We start from the raw sequence: 15346 nt of genomic DNA on the forward strand, positions 1-15346 counted from the left end.
GCGGGAGCAAGCGCCCTCGCCACAAGGCCTTCACGTGCGGAATGCGGTGACCAAAAATTACATAATGGTCATCTGTTGACCCTATGTGTCGCAAAAGTTGTTGATGTACACTCCGGCTCAACGAAACCACCACTCCACGAATCACCTGTTTAGATCTGCGAGGTTTGCCATGGCTGACTACAAAGCGCCGCTGCGCGATATGCGCTTCGTCCTCAATGAAGTGTTCGAGGTCGCCAAGCTCTGGGCCGAACTGCCGGCGTTGGCCGAGACCGTCGACGCCGAGACCGTCGAAGCGATTCTCGAAGAGGCCGGCAAGGTCACCAGCAAAAGCATCGCGCCCCTGAGCCGGGCCGCCGACGAAGAAGGCTGCCGTTGGGCCGACGGTGCCGTCACCACGCCGGCCGGTTTCCCGCAGGCTTACCAGACCTACGCCGAAGGCGGCTGGGTCGGCGTCGGCGGCGATCCGGCCTACGGCGGCATGGGCATGCCCAAGGCCGTGTCGGCCCAGGTCGAGGAAATGGTCAACTCCGCCAGCCTCGCGTTCGGCCTGTACCCGATGCTGACCGCCGGCGCGTGCCTGTCGATCAACGCCCATGCCAGCGAAGAGCTGAAGGCCGCGTATCTGCCGAACATGTACGCTGGGGTCTGGGCCGGTTCCATGTGCCTGACCGAGCCGCACGCCGGCACGGACCTGGGCATCATCCGCACCAAGGCCGAGCCTCAGGCCGACGGCACCTACAAGGTCAGCGGCACCAAGATCTTCATCACCGGCGGCGAGCACGACCTGACCGAGAACATCATCCACCTGGTGCTGGCCAAGCTGCCGGACGCGCCGGCGGGCCCGAAAGGCATCTCGCTGTTCCTGGTGCCGAAGTTCCTGGTCAACGCCGACGGCAGCCTGGGCGCCCGCAATCCGGCCACCTGCGGCTCGATCGAGCACAAGATGGGCATCCAGGCCTCCGCCACCTGCGTGATGAACTTCGACGAAGCCGAAGGCTATCTGGTCGGCGAGCCGAACAAGGGCCTGGCCGCGATGTTCACCATGATGAACTACGAGCGTCTGGGCGTGGGCATCCAGGGCCTGGCCACCGGCGAGCGCTCCTACCAGAACGCCCTCGAATACGCCCGTGACCGCCTGCAGAGCCGTGCGCCGACCGGCGCGCAGAACAAGGACAAGGTCGCCGACCCGATCATCGTCCACCCGGACGTGCGCCGCATGCTGTTGACCATGAAGGCCTCGAACGAAGGCGGCCGTGCGTTCTCCACCTATGTGGCGATGCAACTGGACACCGCCAAGTTCAGCGAAGACGCCGCGACCCGCAAGCGCGCGGAAGACCTGGTGGCGCTGCTGACCCCGGTGGCCAAGGCGTTCCTCACCGACCTGGGCCTTGAGACCACCGTCCATGGCCAGCAGGTCTTCGGCGGCCATGGCTACATCCGCGAGTGGGGCCAGGAGCAACTGGTGCGTGACGTGCGCATCACCCAGATCTACGAAGGCACCAACGGCATCCAGGCGCTGGATCTGGTGGGGCGCAAGATCGTCGGCAGCGGCGGTGCGTTCTACAAGCTGTTCGCCGATGAGATGCGCCACTTCACCGCGACCGCCGACGCCGGTCTCGCCGAGTTCACCCAGCCGCTGAACGCGGCGGTCGATGTCCTCGACGAACTGACCGCCTGGCTGCTGGACCGCGCGAAGACCAACCCGAACGAAATCGGCGCGGCTTCGGTCGAGTACCTGCAAGCGTTCGGCTACGCCGCCTACGCCTACATGTGGGCACTGATGGCCAAGGCCGCGCTGGGCAAAGAGGCGCAGGACGATTTCTACGCGAGCAAGCTCGGCACCGCCCGGTTCTACTTCGCCCGCCTGCTGCCGCGGATCCACTCGCTGAGCGCTTCGGTGAAGGCCGGCAGCGAGTCGCTGTACCTGCTGGACGCGGCGCAGTTCTGAGTCAGCCACGTCATGTAAGCTTTCGCTTACATGACGTGCCGCTTTTCTCCCCTATGCGCAGATTGGATCCAGAGCTAATCTTCTTTCCATGGACGTCGCGCAGGAAGCGCAAAGCAACAACACGGACACGTAGGATTCTGCCAGGGTGGCGGAGTGAAATGGATGTCAGGGAAACAGTCTGCAAAGCCCCGCTTCGGCGGGGTTTTCTTATGCCCGCAGAACAGTTTCCACCCCTCGCCTCAAGGCCTTTCGCGGACTACAGCGGATCGGCCTCACGCTGCATCACCTCTTCCAGCAAGGTTCGCAGCAAGCTCATCGAAGCCTGCTGGCGTTGCACGTCGCGACACACCAGCCCCACCGTCAGCGGCACCCGCGGTTCGCTGAGCGGCTTCCATAGCAGGCCCTGATCGTCGTACTCCTGCTGCGAACGGCCGGGCAGCACCGTCGCCAGCCGCGTGTGGTGCAGGCTGTCGAGAATCCCCACCATGTTGTTCAGTTCCGCCTGCACGTGCGGGCGTCGCCCGAGCCGGGTCAGTTGCGCCTGCCAGATCTGGCGGATCTGGAACTCTTCCCCCAGCAGCAACATCGGCAGTTCGGCGGCCTGGCTCATCGAGACTTTCTTGAATTCCCGCAACGGGTGATCCGCCGGGATGACCAGCGTGAGTTCATCTTCGTACAGCTTCACGCCATGCAACCCGGGCTGGCGCGGCGGCAAGTAGCTGATGCCGATGTCCAGCGAGCCGTTGAGCAGGCGCCGTTCGATCTCCAGCCCCGTCAGCTCATAGATCTGCACCACCAGATGGGGCTGGGCCTTGCGCACCCGTTCGAGCATCTGCGGCACCAGGCTGGTGTGCACGGTCTGCAGCACGCCGATGGCCAGGGTGCGCAGAGCCTGGCCCTTGAAGTTGCCCAGGGCTTCCCGGGCCCGCTGCAGGCCGTCGAGCAACGGCAGGGCGTGGTTGTACAGGGTGTGGGCGGCGAGGGTGGGCAGCAGGCGTTTGCTGCTGCGCTCGAATAGGGTGACGTCGAGGTGCTGTTCAAGCTGGCGGATCTGCTGGGACAGGGCCGGCTGGGAGATCGACAGCCGCTCGGCCGCCCGCCCGACATGACCTTCCTCGTAGACCGCGACGAAATAGCGCAGTTGTTTGAAATCCATAAGCGTTACTTATCGAAAATGCTGGTAAATCGAAATGGCCCGACGCCGGGAACCGGCCTAGTCTAACCGCATTCACAGGGCTTGCAGGGCCGGAAAGGGCAATGACCAGCGTTTGTTTCAACCGAGTTTGCATAGGCAGTTCAAAAAACCTCAAACGAGGTTTTTTCCAATGACGCTGTTCGGATTGCGGCGTCCGGCGCCGAGCCTCGATGACCTGGCTTTCGAAGCCGGGCAAACCGATGCTGGCGACGGCGTGGAGCGCCTGATGTCCGGCGTCGAGCGCCCGCAGCAGGTATTCGTGCGCGGCCAAGGCTCGTGGCTGTGGGACAGCAACGACCGCGCGTACCTGGACTTTTCTCAGGCCGGCGGCGCCAACAGCCTCGGCCACAGCCCTTCGGCCCTGGTCAAGGCCATCGCCGGCCAGGCCCAGGCCTTGATCAACCCCGGCTTCAACCTGCTCAACCGCGGCATGCTCAGCCTCGCCGAGCGCCTGTGCGCCGGCACCGCCAGCGATCAGGCCTACCTGCTCAACAGCGGCAGCGAAGCCTGCGAGGCGGCGATCAAGCTGGCGCGCAAATGGGGGCAGCGGCACCGCGGCGGCGCCTCGCGGATCATCGTGGCCCGCCAGGGTTGTCACGGCCGCAGCCTGGCGACGATCTCGGCCTCGGACAGCGCCAACCTGACCAACCGTTTCGCGCCGCTGCTGCCGGGTTTCGACCAAGTGCCGTTCAACGACCTGCCGGCCTTGCATGCGGCGGTGGACGCGCAGACCGTGGCGATCATGCTTGAGCCGATCCAGAGCGATGCCGGTGTGATCCCGGCCAGCGAGCATTACCTCAAGGGCGTCGAGCGCCTGTGCCGCGAACTGGGTATCCTGCTGATCCTCGATGAGGTGCAGACCGGCATCGGCCGCTGCGGCACGTTGCTCGCGGAGCAAACCTTCGGCGTGCGCGCCGACATCGTCGTGCTCGGCAAGGGGCTCGGCGGCGGTGTGCCGCTGGCGGCGCTGCTGGCGCGGGGCACCGCGTGCTGTTTCGACGCCGGCGAGCTGGGCGGCACCCATCACGGCAATGCGCTGATGACCGCCGCCGGCCTGGTGGTGCTCGACAGCGTGCAGGACCGCGCCTTTCTTCAGCACGTGAACGACAACGGCCAGCATCTGCGAGAAGGCCTGGCCCGGTTGGCCCATCGATACGGGCACGGCGAATTGCGCGGTCAGGGCCTGTTCTGGGGGCTGAGCCTGTCGGACGACTCGGCGGATGCTGTGGTCAAAGCCGCGCTGCATGAAGGCCTGCTGCTCAACGCGCCGCAACCGGACTGCCTGCGCTTCACCCCGGCGTTGACGGTCAGCCAGGCCAACATCGACGAGATGCTGGTTCGCCTGGCGCGGGCCTTCTCCCGGGTGCGCACCGCGCAGGTGCAATGCCGCAAAGGGATTGCCGTCTGAGCTGACGTTTCCCACCCGAATTCAAGAACCGTCTCGCGGTATAACGCACGCCTCACGCCTGATTCTTTTCGCGTGGGGCGTTTTTTTGTGCCGTGAGCGGCGATTGCACTGAACCCCTGACCCGGCGTGCAGGTCGATTGGCTTGTACGGCTTGAGCCGACCCCATCCCGAACAGGAGCTGCCCATGGACTTTATCCGCATCATCATCGCCATCATCCTGCCGCCGCTGGGGGTATTCCTTCAGGTCGGATTCGGCGGCGCGTTCTGGCTGAACATTCTGCTGACGTTGTGCGGGTACATTCCGGGGATCGTGCATGCGGTGTACATCATCGCCAAGCGTTGAGCGCTACGGCGTCTGACTGACCCCATCGCGAGCCTGCCCGCGATGGGGTCAGTCCATCGAATCCATCACCCGCCGATAGAACGCCCACTCTTGCTCCAGCGCATGGGCCTGGTTCGCGGCGCGGCGGAAGCCGTGGCGCTCATCGGCGTAATAGTGCGCCTCGACCGGAATGCCGTTGCGCTCAAGCGCCGCCACCATGTCGCGGGTCTGCTGCGGCACCACGACCGCATCCAGTTCGCCCTGAAAGAAAATCACCGGCACACCGATGTTGCCCGCATGCAGCAGGGGCGTGCGGGCGGCGTAGCGTTCGGCGTCCCGCTGCGGATCGCCGATCAGCCAGTCCAGGTAATCGCCCTCGAACTTGTGGGTCGCCCGGCCCAGCGCCAGCGGATCGCTGACTCCGTACAGGCTGGCGCCGGCGCGGAACACCCGGTGGAACGCCAGGGCGCACAAGGTGGTGTAGCCGCCGGCGCTGCCGCCTCGGATAAAGGCGCGTTCGCCGTCGATCATGCCGCGTCCGGACAGATGCGCCACCACCGCGCAGGCGTCCTCGACGTCCACCTCGCCCCAGTTCAGGTGCAGGGCCTGCCGATATTCACGGCCGTAACCGCTGCTGCCCCGGTAGTTGAGGTCGGCGACGGCGAAGCCGCGTTGCGCCCAGTACTGGATGCGCGGATCGAGGATCGGGTAGCAGGCCGACGTCGGGCCGCCGTGGATGAACACCACCAACGGCGGCCGTGCGTCGCCGTTGGTGGCCGGATAGAAGAAACCGTGGGCCTCCCCGCCGCCGCTGGGGTAGCGCAGGGTCTGCGGTCGGCTGATGCGTTCGGCGGGCAGCGGCGCAGCGCCGCCGGCCAGTACCGTTACCTCGTGCGAGGTCCGGTCGATGGCGATGACCGCCGACGGGCTCACGGGGGAGGCGGCGATGGCGTAGATGAAACGCTCATCCAGCGCGAGATGACGGAAGCGGCTGTAAGCGCCGGTGAAGTCTTCGCCGGCGAGTGCCAAACGACCGAAGCCGCCTTCGCTCCAACTGGCCAGAAACGTCTCGCCCTGCGGCAGCCACGTGCAGCCGCCCATCTGCCAGGGCGCCGGGGCGTGGTCGGCCTCGGCGCTGGCCAATGGCTGCAGGCCGTCTGCGGACTCGACCCATGGCTGCCAATGCCCGCCACGGTCGGTCAGGCACCCCAGCCGTCCGTCAGCATCGAAGCGCGGTTGCTGGACCGACTCTTCTGGCCCGTCCCCGGCGATGCATCGTGCCGCGCCAACTCCCTGCGCCGTGCGTTCGGCCACCATCAACCGGGTCGACGTCCACGGCTGATGCGGCCGGCTCCACTCGATCCAGGCCAGACGCCGGCCGTCGGGGCTCACGACCGGAGCGGCGTAGAAGTCCGCGCCTTCGGCCAGCACCTGCCGGTGGCCGTCAGCCAGACCGACGGACACCAAGCGGTGCCGTTCGCGCTGTTCTTCGACCGCCAGCACCTGGCCACCGTAGAAACCCAGGTCGCCATAGCGGCACTCGCCGGAGGTCAGCGCCTCGGGCGCCCCTTCCGGCGTTTGGCGGTAAAGCTGCTGATCCGCCTCGTTGACGAACACCACCCCGTCATCCGTCAGGCAGAACGCCCCGCCGCCGTATTCGTACACGCGGCTGCGCACGCTGAACCCGGGCGGGGTCAGGCATCGGGCCTGCCCGTCCCGCCAGTGCCAGATCCGGCATGCGGCGTCTTGGGGACGGTATTCGTTCCAGCACAGGCCAAGGGCGCCCAGTTGCAGTTCGGCGAAATCCACCCCGGCGGTGACGGCGGCGGTGGCGCTGAACGGTTCAGCCCTTGGCGATGAGGCGCGAGTTTCGTTCATTGCGAAAGGCCAGTTGATCGATGGTCTGGGTGGCGTGTTCGGCCTCTTCGCGGGCGGCCAGGATCACGCCGTGGTGTGCGGACTTGCTGCACACCGGGTCGGCGTTGCTCGCATCGCCGGTGAGCATGAAGGCCTGGCAGCGGCAGCCGCCGAAGTCCTGTTCCTTCTCGTCGCAGGAGCGGCACGGCTCGGGCATCCAGTCGTAGCCGCGAAAGCGGTTGAAGCCGAACGAGTCGTACCAGATGTGCTGCATGCTGTGGTCGCGCACGTTGGGGAACTGCACCGGCAACTGCCGGGCGCCGTGGCAGGGCAGGGCCGTGCCGTCCGGCGTGACTGTCAGGAACAGGCTGCCCCAGCCGTTCATGCAGGCCTTGGGGCGTTCTTCGTAGTAGTCCGGGGTGACGAAGATCAGCTTGCACGGATGCCCTTCGGCCTCCAGTTTGGCGCGGTACTCGTTGGTGATGCGCTCGGCGCGCACCAGTTGCTCGCGGGTCGGCAGCAGGCCGACGCGGTTGAGCTGCGCCCAGCCGTAGAACTGGCAGGTGGCGAGCTCGACGAAATCCGCCTCCAGCGCCAGGCACAGCTCGATGATGCGGTCGATCTTGTCGATGTTGTGCCGGTGGGTGACGAAGTTGAGCACCATCGGATAGCCATGGGCCTTGACCGCCCGGGCCATCTCCAGCTTCTGGGCGAAGGCCTTCTTCGAGCCGGCCAGCAGGTTGTTCACCTGCTCGTCGCTGGCCTGGAAGCTGATCTGGATGTGGTCGAGGCCGGCTTTCTTGAAGTCACTGATCTTCTGCTCGGTGAGGCCGATGCCCGAGGTGATCAGGTTGGTGTAGAAGCCCAGCTTGCGCGCCTCGCCGATCAGTTCGGCGAGGTCCTGGCGCACCAGCGGTTCGCCCCCGGAAAAGCCCAGTTGCGCCGCGCCCATCTCCCGCGCCTCGCGGAACACCTTGAGCCACTGTTCGGTGCTCAGTTCCTGGCCCTGCTGCGCGAAGTCCAGCGGGTTGGAGCAGTACGGGCATTGCAGCGGGCAGCGGTAGGTCAGCTCGGCGAGCAGCCACAGCGGCAGGCCGACCTCGGGTTTGGGCGGCACCTGCACCGACGGTTCAGGCAAGGGTGATCCAGTGCTCTGCACGGGCGACCTCCATGAATTGCTCGATGTCGTCACCGAGCTCCGGCACGCCGGGGAACTGCAGCGCGAGGGTGTCGATGATCGCGGCGACATCCCGCTCGCCGTCGATCAGGCCGCCGATCAGCGCGGCGCTGTCGTTGAGCTTGATCATGCCCTCGGGGTACAGCAGCACGTGGCCTTTCTGCGCCGGTTCGTACTGGAAACGGTAGCCGGGGCGCCACTGCGGGATCAGGCTGCGGTCGAAGCTCATAGGGTGATTCCTTTATGCCAGACCCGTTCTCCGGTCACGCTGTGATACGGCGGGCGGTTCAGTTCGTAGGCCATGCTCATGGCGTCGAGCATGCTCCAAAGGATGTCCAGTTTGAACTGGAGAATCTCCAGCATGCGCTCCTGGCCCTCGCGGGTCTTGTAGTGCTCCAGGGTGATCGCCAGGCCGTGCTCCACGTCCCGGCGCGCCTGGCCCAGGCGGGTGCGGAAGTATTCGTAGCCGGCCGGGTCGATCCACGGGTAATGCTGGGGCCAGCTGTCGAGGCGCGACTGGTGGATCTGCGGCGCGAACAGCTCGGTCAGCGAGCTGCTGGCGGCTTCCTGCCAACTGGCGCGGCGGGCGAAGTTGACGTAGGCGTCGACCGCGAAGCGCACGCCGGGCAGCACCAGTTCCTGGGAACGCAGTTGATCCGGGTCGAGGCCGACCGCCTGGCCCAGGCGCAGCCAGGCCTCGATGCCGCCGTCCTCGCCGGGCGCGCCGTCGTGGTCGAGCAGGCGCTGGATCCACTCGCGGCGGATTTCGCGGTCCGGACAGTTGGCCAGGATCGCCGCGTCCTTCAGGGGAATGTTCACCTGATAGTAGAAGCGGTTGGCGACCCAGCCCTGGATCTGCTCACGGGTGGCCCGGCCTTCATACATCGCCACGTGGTACGGGTGATGGATGTGGTAGTAGGCGCCCTTGGCGCGCAGCGCCGCCTCGAATTCGGCGGGGGACATCGGGGTGTCGCTCATGTCGGTTCTCCGGGAACAACCGTTGGATTCTTGGGTGCCGGTCAGGACGCCTTCGCCGGTCAGCCAGCTGCCACAGGTTTTGTGTGTATCACGGAACCTTGTGGGAGCTGGCTGGCCAGCGATGATGCCATCAACTAGAGCACCAGGCTCATGCCGTCATAGGCCACTTCGACCTCACGCCGCGCCAGCTCCGCCCGCTCCGGCGAATCCTCGTCGAGGATCGGGTTGGTGTTGTTGATGTGGATGAGCACCTTGCGCTGCTTAGGCAATTGCTCCAGCACTTCGAGCATGCCGCCGGGGCCGTTCTGGGCCAGGTGGCCCATCTCGCGGCCGGTGCGGGTGCCGACGCCGCGGCGCTGCATCTCATCGTCGTCCCACAGCGTGCCGTCCACCAGCACGCAGTCGCTGCCGGCCATGATCGCCAGCAGCGGCGCATCGACCTTGCCCAGCCCCGGAGCGTAGAACAGCTTGCCGCCGGTGTTCAGGTCTTCAACGATCAGGCCGATATTGTCGCCCGGGTGCGGGTCGAAGCGGTGCGGCGAATACGGCGGCGCGGCGCTGCGCAGGGGCAGCGGGGTGAAGCGCAGGTTCGGGCAGGCGGCGATGGTGAAGCTCTGGTCGAGCTCGATGCGGTTCCAGTCCAGGCCGCCGTTCCAGTGCTTGAGCATGTTGAACAGCGGGAAACCGGTGCTCAGGTCTTCGTGGACCATGTCCGTGCACCAGACCTGATGCGGGCAACCTTCGCGCAGGCTGAGCAGGCCGGTGGTGTGGTCGATCTGGCTGTCCATCAGGATGATCGCGCCGATGCCGGTGTCGCGCAGGGCCCGGCCCGGCTGCATCGGGGCGAAGCCCTGGAGCTGGGCGCGGATGTCCGGCGAGGCGTTGCACAGCACCCAGTTCACGCCGTCATCGGAGATCGCGATGGACGATTGGGTGCGGGCCCGGGCGTTCAGGCTGCCGTCGCGAAAGCCGGCGCAGTTGACGCAGTTGCAGTTCCACTGCGGAAAACCGCCGCCGGCGGCCGAACCCAGAATCTGGACAAACATGAGCGCTCCATCATTTCAACGCGGATAACAAAACGCCCCGGCGGGCCGAGGCGTTGCACTGCTGTGTTCTGCCTGGGGCAGGACTCAGCGGCTGGCGAAGTACATGGTGACTTCGAAGCCGATGCGCAGGTCGGTGTAGGCCGGTTTGGTCCAGGACATAAGGTGACTCCTCAATGGTTTCGGGTGGTTGAGACAGCGCTATCCATAGGTATAGTCCATGGCAGCGCGATGACGTTCAAAATAGTTAGGCGGCTATGTTACTCAAAATTTCAGAGGCTTTGCCCGTGAATCTGCGAGAAAGCTCATTGCAGCTCAGGTAATGATCATTTTGCCGTTCGCCACGGCGCACCCGGCGAAGGGCTGTCGGCCAGGCAGCGCCAGCCGCCTTCGGCGCTGATCAGGCGCTGCGCGGCGTCGGTCAGGGCCACACGGTTCGTCTCGCCGATGGCGCAGGCCAACTGCGCCAGATAATCCGACGGATGGCCGGCCAGTCTGGCCTGCCACAGCAGTTCGGCGGCGTCCTTCAGGGCGAGGCCGTTGACGTCGAACTGATCGGCCAGCGCCTGGCGCTGTTGCCGGAACGCTTGATCGTCAAGGCTTTCGGTAAGCGCCGCAAGCGCGTCCATGAACTGCCGGATGTGTTCGAGCAACCCGGCAGGCGCAACGCTCGGCGACTGCACGCCGAACAGCAGCCCGGTCTGGCCGTGCACCGAGCGGATCCCGCTGAACACCGCATAACCCAATTGCAGCTCGACCCGCAGGCGTTGGTAGAACGGCGTCTGGCCAATGTGGGCCAGCAGGCGCCAGGCTGCTTCGTCGTCGAGTCCGTGGCGGGCGGCCGGGCAGAACAGCAGCAGCGCATGCTCGCGGGACGCGGTATCGATGTGAGTCCAGAGCCGTTCGCCGTTGATCGCCGGCTGCGGCGGCAATTGATTGTCCGCGGTGCCCGGAATGCGGCTCAGGGCCAGGCCCATGGCCGACTGGGTCCTGGCGTTGAGGCCGAGGGCCAGACCGTCCCAGCGCGCCGTTGTCCACAGGTGCGCGGCGTCGTCAGCGCTGCCGACGGATTCCAGGCCTTGCTCCGGCAACGCCTTGAGCAACTGGCGGATCGGCATCAATGGCCTCTCCGGTTCGGCCGGCGGGGCATCGCCGTCCGTTTGCGTCAGCGTTTGCAGCGCAGATTCGAGGACCGCCGGCATCGGCTCCTGCAGGCCGGTGAGTTTCAGCAGCCATTGATTCCCCGTTGTCGCGAAGGTCAGCTCGACCCCGGCCTGACGCGCGTCCTCGCCCACGTCTTGCAGAGCCCGTTGCAGCCTCGCCGGCAGCCCTTCGGCCGGGGCCGATGCGAGCACCCAGCGCACAAACACCGCGCCTTCTTCGCCGGTATCCGGCAAGGCCTGGCTGAACTGCATCGCCGAGCGTTCCCGGCGGCTGCGCGAGCGATCCTGGGCAAAGGTGCGCAGGCCGCGGTGGGCGCTGGTCTGGCCGCGGATCAGGTTAGCGTTGGCCAGCGGCGGCGCTTCACGCAAGAACGGATTGGCGGCGGGCAGATGCCAACGGTCGCTGAAGTTATCCACAACGCCGAGCTGGCGCAGGAGTTGTCCGAGCACAGCGGCGCCGGCATCGGACAGGCTGCTTTCCGATTGCTCGCTGTCCGCCTGCGCCGATTGCAGCGCGCCGCTGACCTGTTGCCGGCGTTGCAGCAGCGTCGCGTATTCCTGGCGCAATGCCGGCCAGTCCCGCTGCGCGGCAAAGAAGCTCAACCAGTCGTGCAGCGTTTCGACGAGGGCTTCGGCACCCTTGGCGGGAGTGCTGAACTGCACATGCAGCAAGGCTTGCCCGCCGAAGCGGTACAGCGGCTCGGCCTTCAGGGCTTGCGCCAGTCCCTGATGGCGCAGGTGGGCGAGCAGCCCGCCGGGTTTGGCGCTGTTCAGCCAATGGCAGAGGAACGCCATCGCTTCGGCGGATCCGTCCGGCAGATCCTCAAGAGCAAACAACTGGTGAAGCACTCCTTCACCGACCTGTTGATAACTTTTCGCCGAGCCAGCCACCAAGGGTACGGGAGGCGTTTGCGCAACCTTATCCCCAACCGGCAGCGCCGCGTCGAACTGCCGGGCCAGTGCCTGCAATGCGTCGAGGCTCTGGGGGCCGACCAGGCTCAGGGTCATCTGGCCGGTGCGATAGAACCGCTGATGGAAGGCCTTCAACGCCTGCTGAAATTCCGCCTGTGGCACCGGCAGGCTGTCCCGATTGCCGGCATGGAAGCCGCGCAGCGGATGGTCGGCCGCCAGACCTGCATACAGCGCCTGTTGCTGCTGGGCTGCCGCATCCTGCGACCAGGCGACGAATTCCGCGTGCAGCACTTCCCGTTCGCGCAACTGATCGTCCGGATTCATGCGGGGATGGGCGAGCATGTCCGACAGACGCTCAAGCCCTTCGCTGAAGGACGCGGTCGGTAGCTCAATGAAAAAGTCCGTGGTGCGTTCGCGGGTGCTGGCGTTCACCTGGCCGCCGTGGCGCTGCACGTAGGCCATCAGCCCTTGCTGCGCGGGAAAGCGCTCGGTGCCGAGAAACAGCAGATGCTCCAGGAAATGCGCCATGCCCGGCCATGCCAACGGCACGTCATGGCTGCCGGCGGCCACCCGCAGCACGGCGGCGCTGCGCGTCATGCCGGGCACGTGGCGCAGGGTCACGCGCAAGCCGCTGGCCAGGGTTTCGGTGTGGGGGCGGGAATGAGTCGGCGCAGGCATGGGCACTTCCAGAACGGTGAGGTGCCCATGCTAGCGGATTACGCAGGGTCAGCGTTTGTTCAGTGCGTCGTACAGCTCGGGGCGACGGTCGGTGAAGTAGCGGTTGGCGGCGCGGGAATCGGCCATCAGGCGCCGGTCCAGTTCGCCGACGATCAAGGCTTCGTCCAGGCCGGCCTGGGCGATGCGGCTGCCGTCCGGCGCGGCGATGCTGCTCTGGCCGCAGTAATGGATGTCGCCTTCGTGGCCGCAGTAATTGGCGTAGGCCACGTAGCACTGGTTTTCGAAGGCGCGGGCACGGACGGTGACGTCGGCGATGAAGTCGTACGGCACCATGTTCGCCGTCGGCACCAGGATCAGCTCGGCGCCTTGCAGGGCCAGGCGCCGGGCGTTCTCCGGGAACTCCACGTCGTAGCAGATCAGGAAACCGAGCTTCCAGCCGTTGAGCTCGACGATGGGAAACTCATCTTCGCCGGGGCTGAACATCGACCGGTCGAGATCGCCGAACAGGTGCGTCTTGCGGTAGTTGCACAGGCGTTCGCCCTGGGCGTCGATCAACTGCACGGCGTTGTAGATCTGCCCGTCGGCGGTGCGCTCCGGATAGCCGTAGAGGATCGCCAGGCCGGCGGCCTTGGCGATCCGTCCGATCTGTTGCGCCCATTCGCCGTTGTAGACCTCGGCCAGCGTGCCGACCGCTTCCTGGCCGATGTTGTAGCCGGTCATGAACATCTCCGGCAGCACCAGCAGGTCGGCGCCCTTGGCCTCCATCGCCACTCGCTGGAGGCGCTGCAGGTTCGCGGCCGGTTCCAGGGGCAGCGGCGGACATTGGTAAAGGGCTACACGCATCGGGGGTTCCTCTTACTCAGGCAGGGCGACAGGGCCGATGTCTTTGAACACATCACCCGGGCCCGGGTTCTCTTTATGTGTGGCGCCGCCGAAGTGTTTCATGATTCCCCACACCGCGTTGAGCGAAGTCTGCACCGCGCCTTCGACCCACGCCGGGGTCCACGACACGTCGTCGCCTGCGATGAAGATCCCGCGCTGCTCGGCCGGCATCTCGTCCTGCATGAAGTGCGCGTACATGCGCTGGTTGTAGCGGTAGTGGCCGGGCAGGGCGCCTTTGAAGGCACCGAGGAAGTGCGGGTCGGCTTCCCACGACACGGTGATCGGATCGCCGATGATGCGCGAGGCGATGTCGACCTTCGGGTAGATCTTCTTCAATGCATCCAGCGCCAGTTTCACGCGCTTTTCCACCGGGTGCGGGAGCATCTTCAGCGCATCGCTCATCCACGAGTACGACAGGCAGATCACGCCCGGCTTGTCGTCGCCGTTGTCGAACAGGTACGTGCCGCGGGTGAGGCGGTCGGTGAGGGTCATGCTCATCAGGTCGCGGCCGGTTTCCGGATCCTTGTCCTTCCAGAACGGCCGGTCGACCATCACGAAGGTTTTCGACGACTGCATGTAGCGGGTGCGGTCGAGGGCCATCCACATCTTTTGCGAGAACAGGGTCTCTTCGCACTCGATCTGGGTGGTCAGCAGCCAGCTCTGGCAGGTGGTCAGCACGGCGGCGTATTCCCGGGTGTCGCCGTTGTTGTCGGTGACGGCGAAACGGCCGCCCGGCGCGTGGGCGATCTTCTTCACGCCCGAACGCGGCGCGCCGCGGTGCAGCGACTTCAGGCTGGTGCCTTGCGGCCAGTGCACGCAGCGCTCCGGCACGTGCCGCCAGATGCCCTGAGGCACCTGTTCGACGCCGCCGACCACCAGGTGCTGGTGATCGTCGCAGTTGGTCATCACCACGCGGAAGATTTCCAGCATCGAGTTGGGGAAGTCCGAGTCCCAGCCGCCGGTGCCGAAACCGACCTGGCCGAACACTTCGCGGTGGTGGAACGACAGTTTGGCGAACGCCTTGGACGTGGCGACGAAGTCATAGAAGGTGCGGTCGTCCCACAGCGGCACGAGGGTGTTCCACAGCTCTTTGAGGCGCGGCACGTCGCGGTCGCGGATCGCCTGCTGGATCTCGCCGAAGCGCGCGCCGTCCTCCAGGGCGTCCGCCCAGGCGTCGGCCACTTCCTGGAACAGTGCAGGAAGATCCGCCAGTTTCTGTGCGTAATGGGTTTTGCCTTCCAGGTCGATCACGGTGCTGCCGGAGGCCGGCGTCAGCGGGTTGGGGAAGGGCTTGGTTTCCAGGCCGAGCTTGTCGACATAGTGGTAGAACGCGGTGGACGACACCGGGAAACGCATCCCGCCCAGTTCCGCGACGATGCCGTCGGTGCCGTTGAACGCCTGGGAGCGCAGGCGGCCGCCCAGCTTCGAGGCCTCGTAGACCACGGGCTTGAGGCCCAGCTTCATCAGCTCGTAGGCGGCCACAAGCCCGGCGATGCCGGCGCCGACGATCGCCACTTCCGCGCCGTGGTGCTGCTCAGGAATGCTGCCCAGGCCGGCTGGGTGTTCGATCCAGTCGTCGAAGGCGAATGGGAAGTCCGGGCCGAAGATGGTGACCGGCTTTTTACCGTCTGCAGGATGGCGATTGTTCTTGTTCATGGCTGACCTTGCTGGCGACCCGACGCCGGATGCGCGTCTGAGTATAGGAAAAGATGCCGGCCATTCTAGGGAGCGCAGAACACGTTAATAAGACGCAAAGTGTCGTCGTTATGCTGATTCATCAGTC

At 65.8% G+C, this 15346-nt stretch carries 13 protein-coding genes; 3 read left to right on the forward strand and 10 right to left on the reverse strand.

Going from position 1 to position 15346, the window contains the following annotated elements:
- Positions 1–169: 169 nt before the first annotated feature.
- Positions 170–1948, forward strand: a complete 1779-nt coding sequence (locus CAG29_RS03230) for an acyl-CoA dehydrogenase C-terminal domain-containing protein (RefSeq protein WP_085586321.1) — start codon at positions 170–172, stop codon at positions 1946–1948.
- Positions 1949–2204: 256 nt separating this feature from the next.
- On the opposite strand, the gene CAG29_RS03235 is transcribed toward CAG29_RS03230, so the two are convergent.
- Positions 2205–3104 carry a LysR family transcriptional regulator gene (locus CAG29_RS03235; RefSeq protein ID WP_085586319.1) on the reverse strand — a complete coding sequence of 300 codons (900 nt, stop codon included), beginning with the start codon at positions 3102–3104 and terminating at the stop codon, positions 2205–2207.
- A gap of 169 nt (positions 3105–3273) precedes the next feature.
- On the opposite strand from CAG29_RS03235, the gene CAG29_RS03240 reads away from it, so the two are divergent.
- Entirely contained in the window at positions 3274–4551 is a 1278-nt protein-coding gene (locus tag CAG29_RS03240) for an aspartate aminotransferase family protein (RefSeq protein ID WP_085693856.1), read from the forward strand.
- A 184-nt stretch (positions 4552–4735) separates the two neighbouring features.
- The gene (locus tag CAG29_RS03245) at positions 4736–4894 is read left to right on the forward strand and encodes a YqaE/Pmp3 family membrane protein (protein ID WP_065259115.1); all 159 of its coding nucleotides are present in this window, start codon (positions 4736–4738) and stop codon (positions 4892–4894) included.
- Between the two features lie 48 nt (positions 4895–4942).
- Here CAG29_RS03245 and CAG29_RS03250 read toward each other — a convergent pair whose 3' ends face one another.
- From CAG29_RS03250 to CAG29_RS03290, 9 genes are all read right to left on the reverse strand, one after another.
- Complete coding sequence (locus CAG29_RS03250) at positions 4943–6751, reverse strand: S9 family peptidase (protein WP_085693857.1); 1809 nt, start codon at positions 6749–6751, stop codon at positions 4943–4945.
- Positions 6717–7889, reverse strand: a complete 1173-nt coding sequence (pqqE, locus tag CAG29_RS03255) for a pyrroloquinoline quinone biosynthesis protein PqqE (protein WP_085655809.1) — start codon at positions 7887–7889, stop codon at positions 6717–6719. Before pqqE ends, CAG29_RS03250 begins: the two co-directional genes overlap by 35 nt.
- Positions 7861–8136, reverse strand: a complete 276-nt coding sequence (gene pqqD / locus CAG29_RS03260) for a pyrroloquinoline quinone biosynthesis peptide chaperone PqqD (RefSeq protein ID WP_085693858.1) — start codon at positions 8134–8136, stop codon at positions 7861–7863. Before pqqD ends, pqqE begins: the two co-directional genes overlap by 29 nt.
- Entirely contained in the window at positions 8133–8885 is a 753-nt protein-coding gene (gene pqqC, locus CAG29_RS03265; protein ID WP_085693859.1) for a pyrroloquinoline-quinone synthase PqqC, read from the reverse strand. The genes pqqD and pqqC overlap by 4 nt, the downstream gene beginning before the upstream one ends.
- 134 nt (positions 8886–9019) lie before the next feature.
- Positions 9020–9931, reverse strand: coding sequence for a pyrroloquinoline quinone biosynthesis protein PqqB (pqqB, locus tag CAG29_RS03270; RefSeq protein ID WP_085586306.1), 912 nt, complete (start codon positions 9929–9931; stop codon positions 9020–9022).
- 84 nt (positions 9932–10015) lie between these two features.
- A complete protein-coding gene (pqqA, locus tag CAG29_RS03275) occupies positions 10016–10090 on the reverse strand; it encodes a pyrroloquinoline quinone precursor peptide PqqA (RefSeq protein ID WP_003422658.1) in 75 nt (24 codons plus the stop codon).
- A 164-nt stretch (positions 10091–10254) separates the two neighbouring features.
- Positions 10255–12681 carry a pyrroloquinoline quinone biosynthesis protein PqqF gene (gene pqqF, locus CAG29_RS03280; protein ID WP_085693860.1) on the reverse strand — a complete coding sequence of 809 codons (2427 nt, stop codon included), beginning with the start codon at positions 12679–12681 and terminating at the stop codon, positions 10255–10257.
- Positions 12682–12729: 48 nt separating this feature from the next.
- Positions 12730–13524: a carbon-nitrogen hydrolase family protein gene (locus tag CAG29_RS03285; protein WP_085636854.1), complete on the reverse strand. Its 795-nt coding sequence runs from the start codon at positions 13522–13524 to the stop codon at positions 12730–12732.
- Between the two features lie 12 nt (positions 13525–13536).
- Positions 13537–15219 carry an NAD(P)/FAD-dependent oxidoreductase gene (locus CAG29_RS03290; RefSeq protein WP_085586300.1) on the reverse strand — a complete coding sequence of 561 codons (1683 nt, stop codon included), beginning with the start codon at positions 15217–15219 and terminating at the stop codon, positions 13537–13539.
- Positions 15220–15346: the final 127 nt, after the last annotated feature.

It is taken from the genome of Pseudomonas sp. B7(2017) (assembly GCF_002112745.1).
GTDB classification, from domain to species: domain Bacteria; phylum Pseudomonadota; class Gammaproteobacteria; order Pseudomonadales; family Pseudomonadaceae; genus Aquipseudomonas; species Aquipseudomonas ekonensis.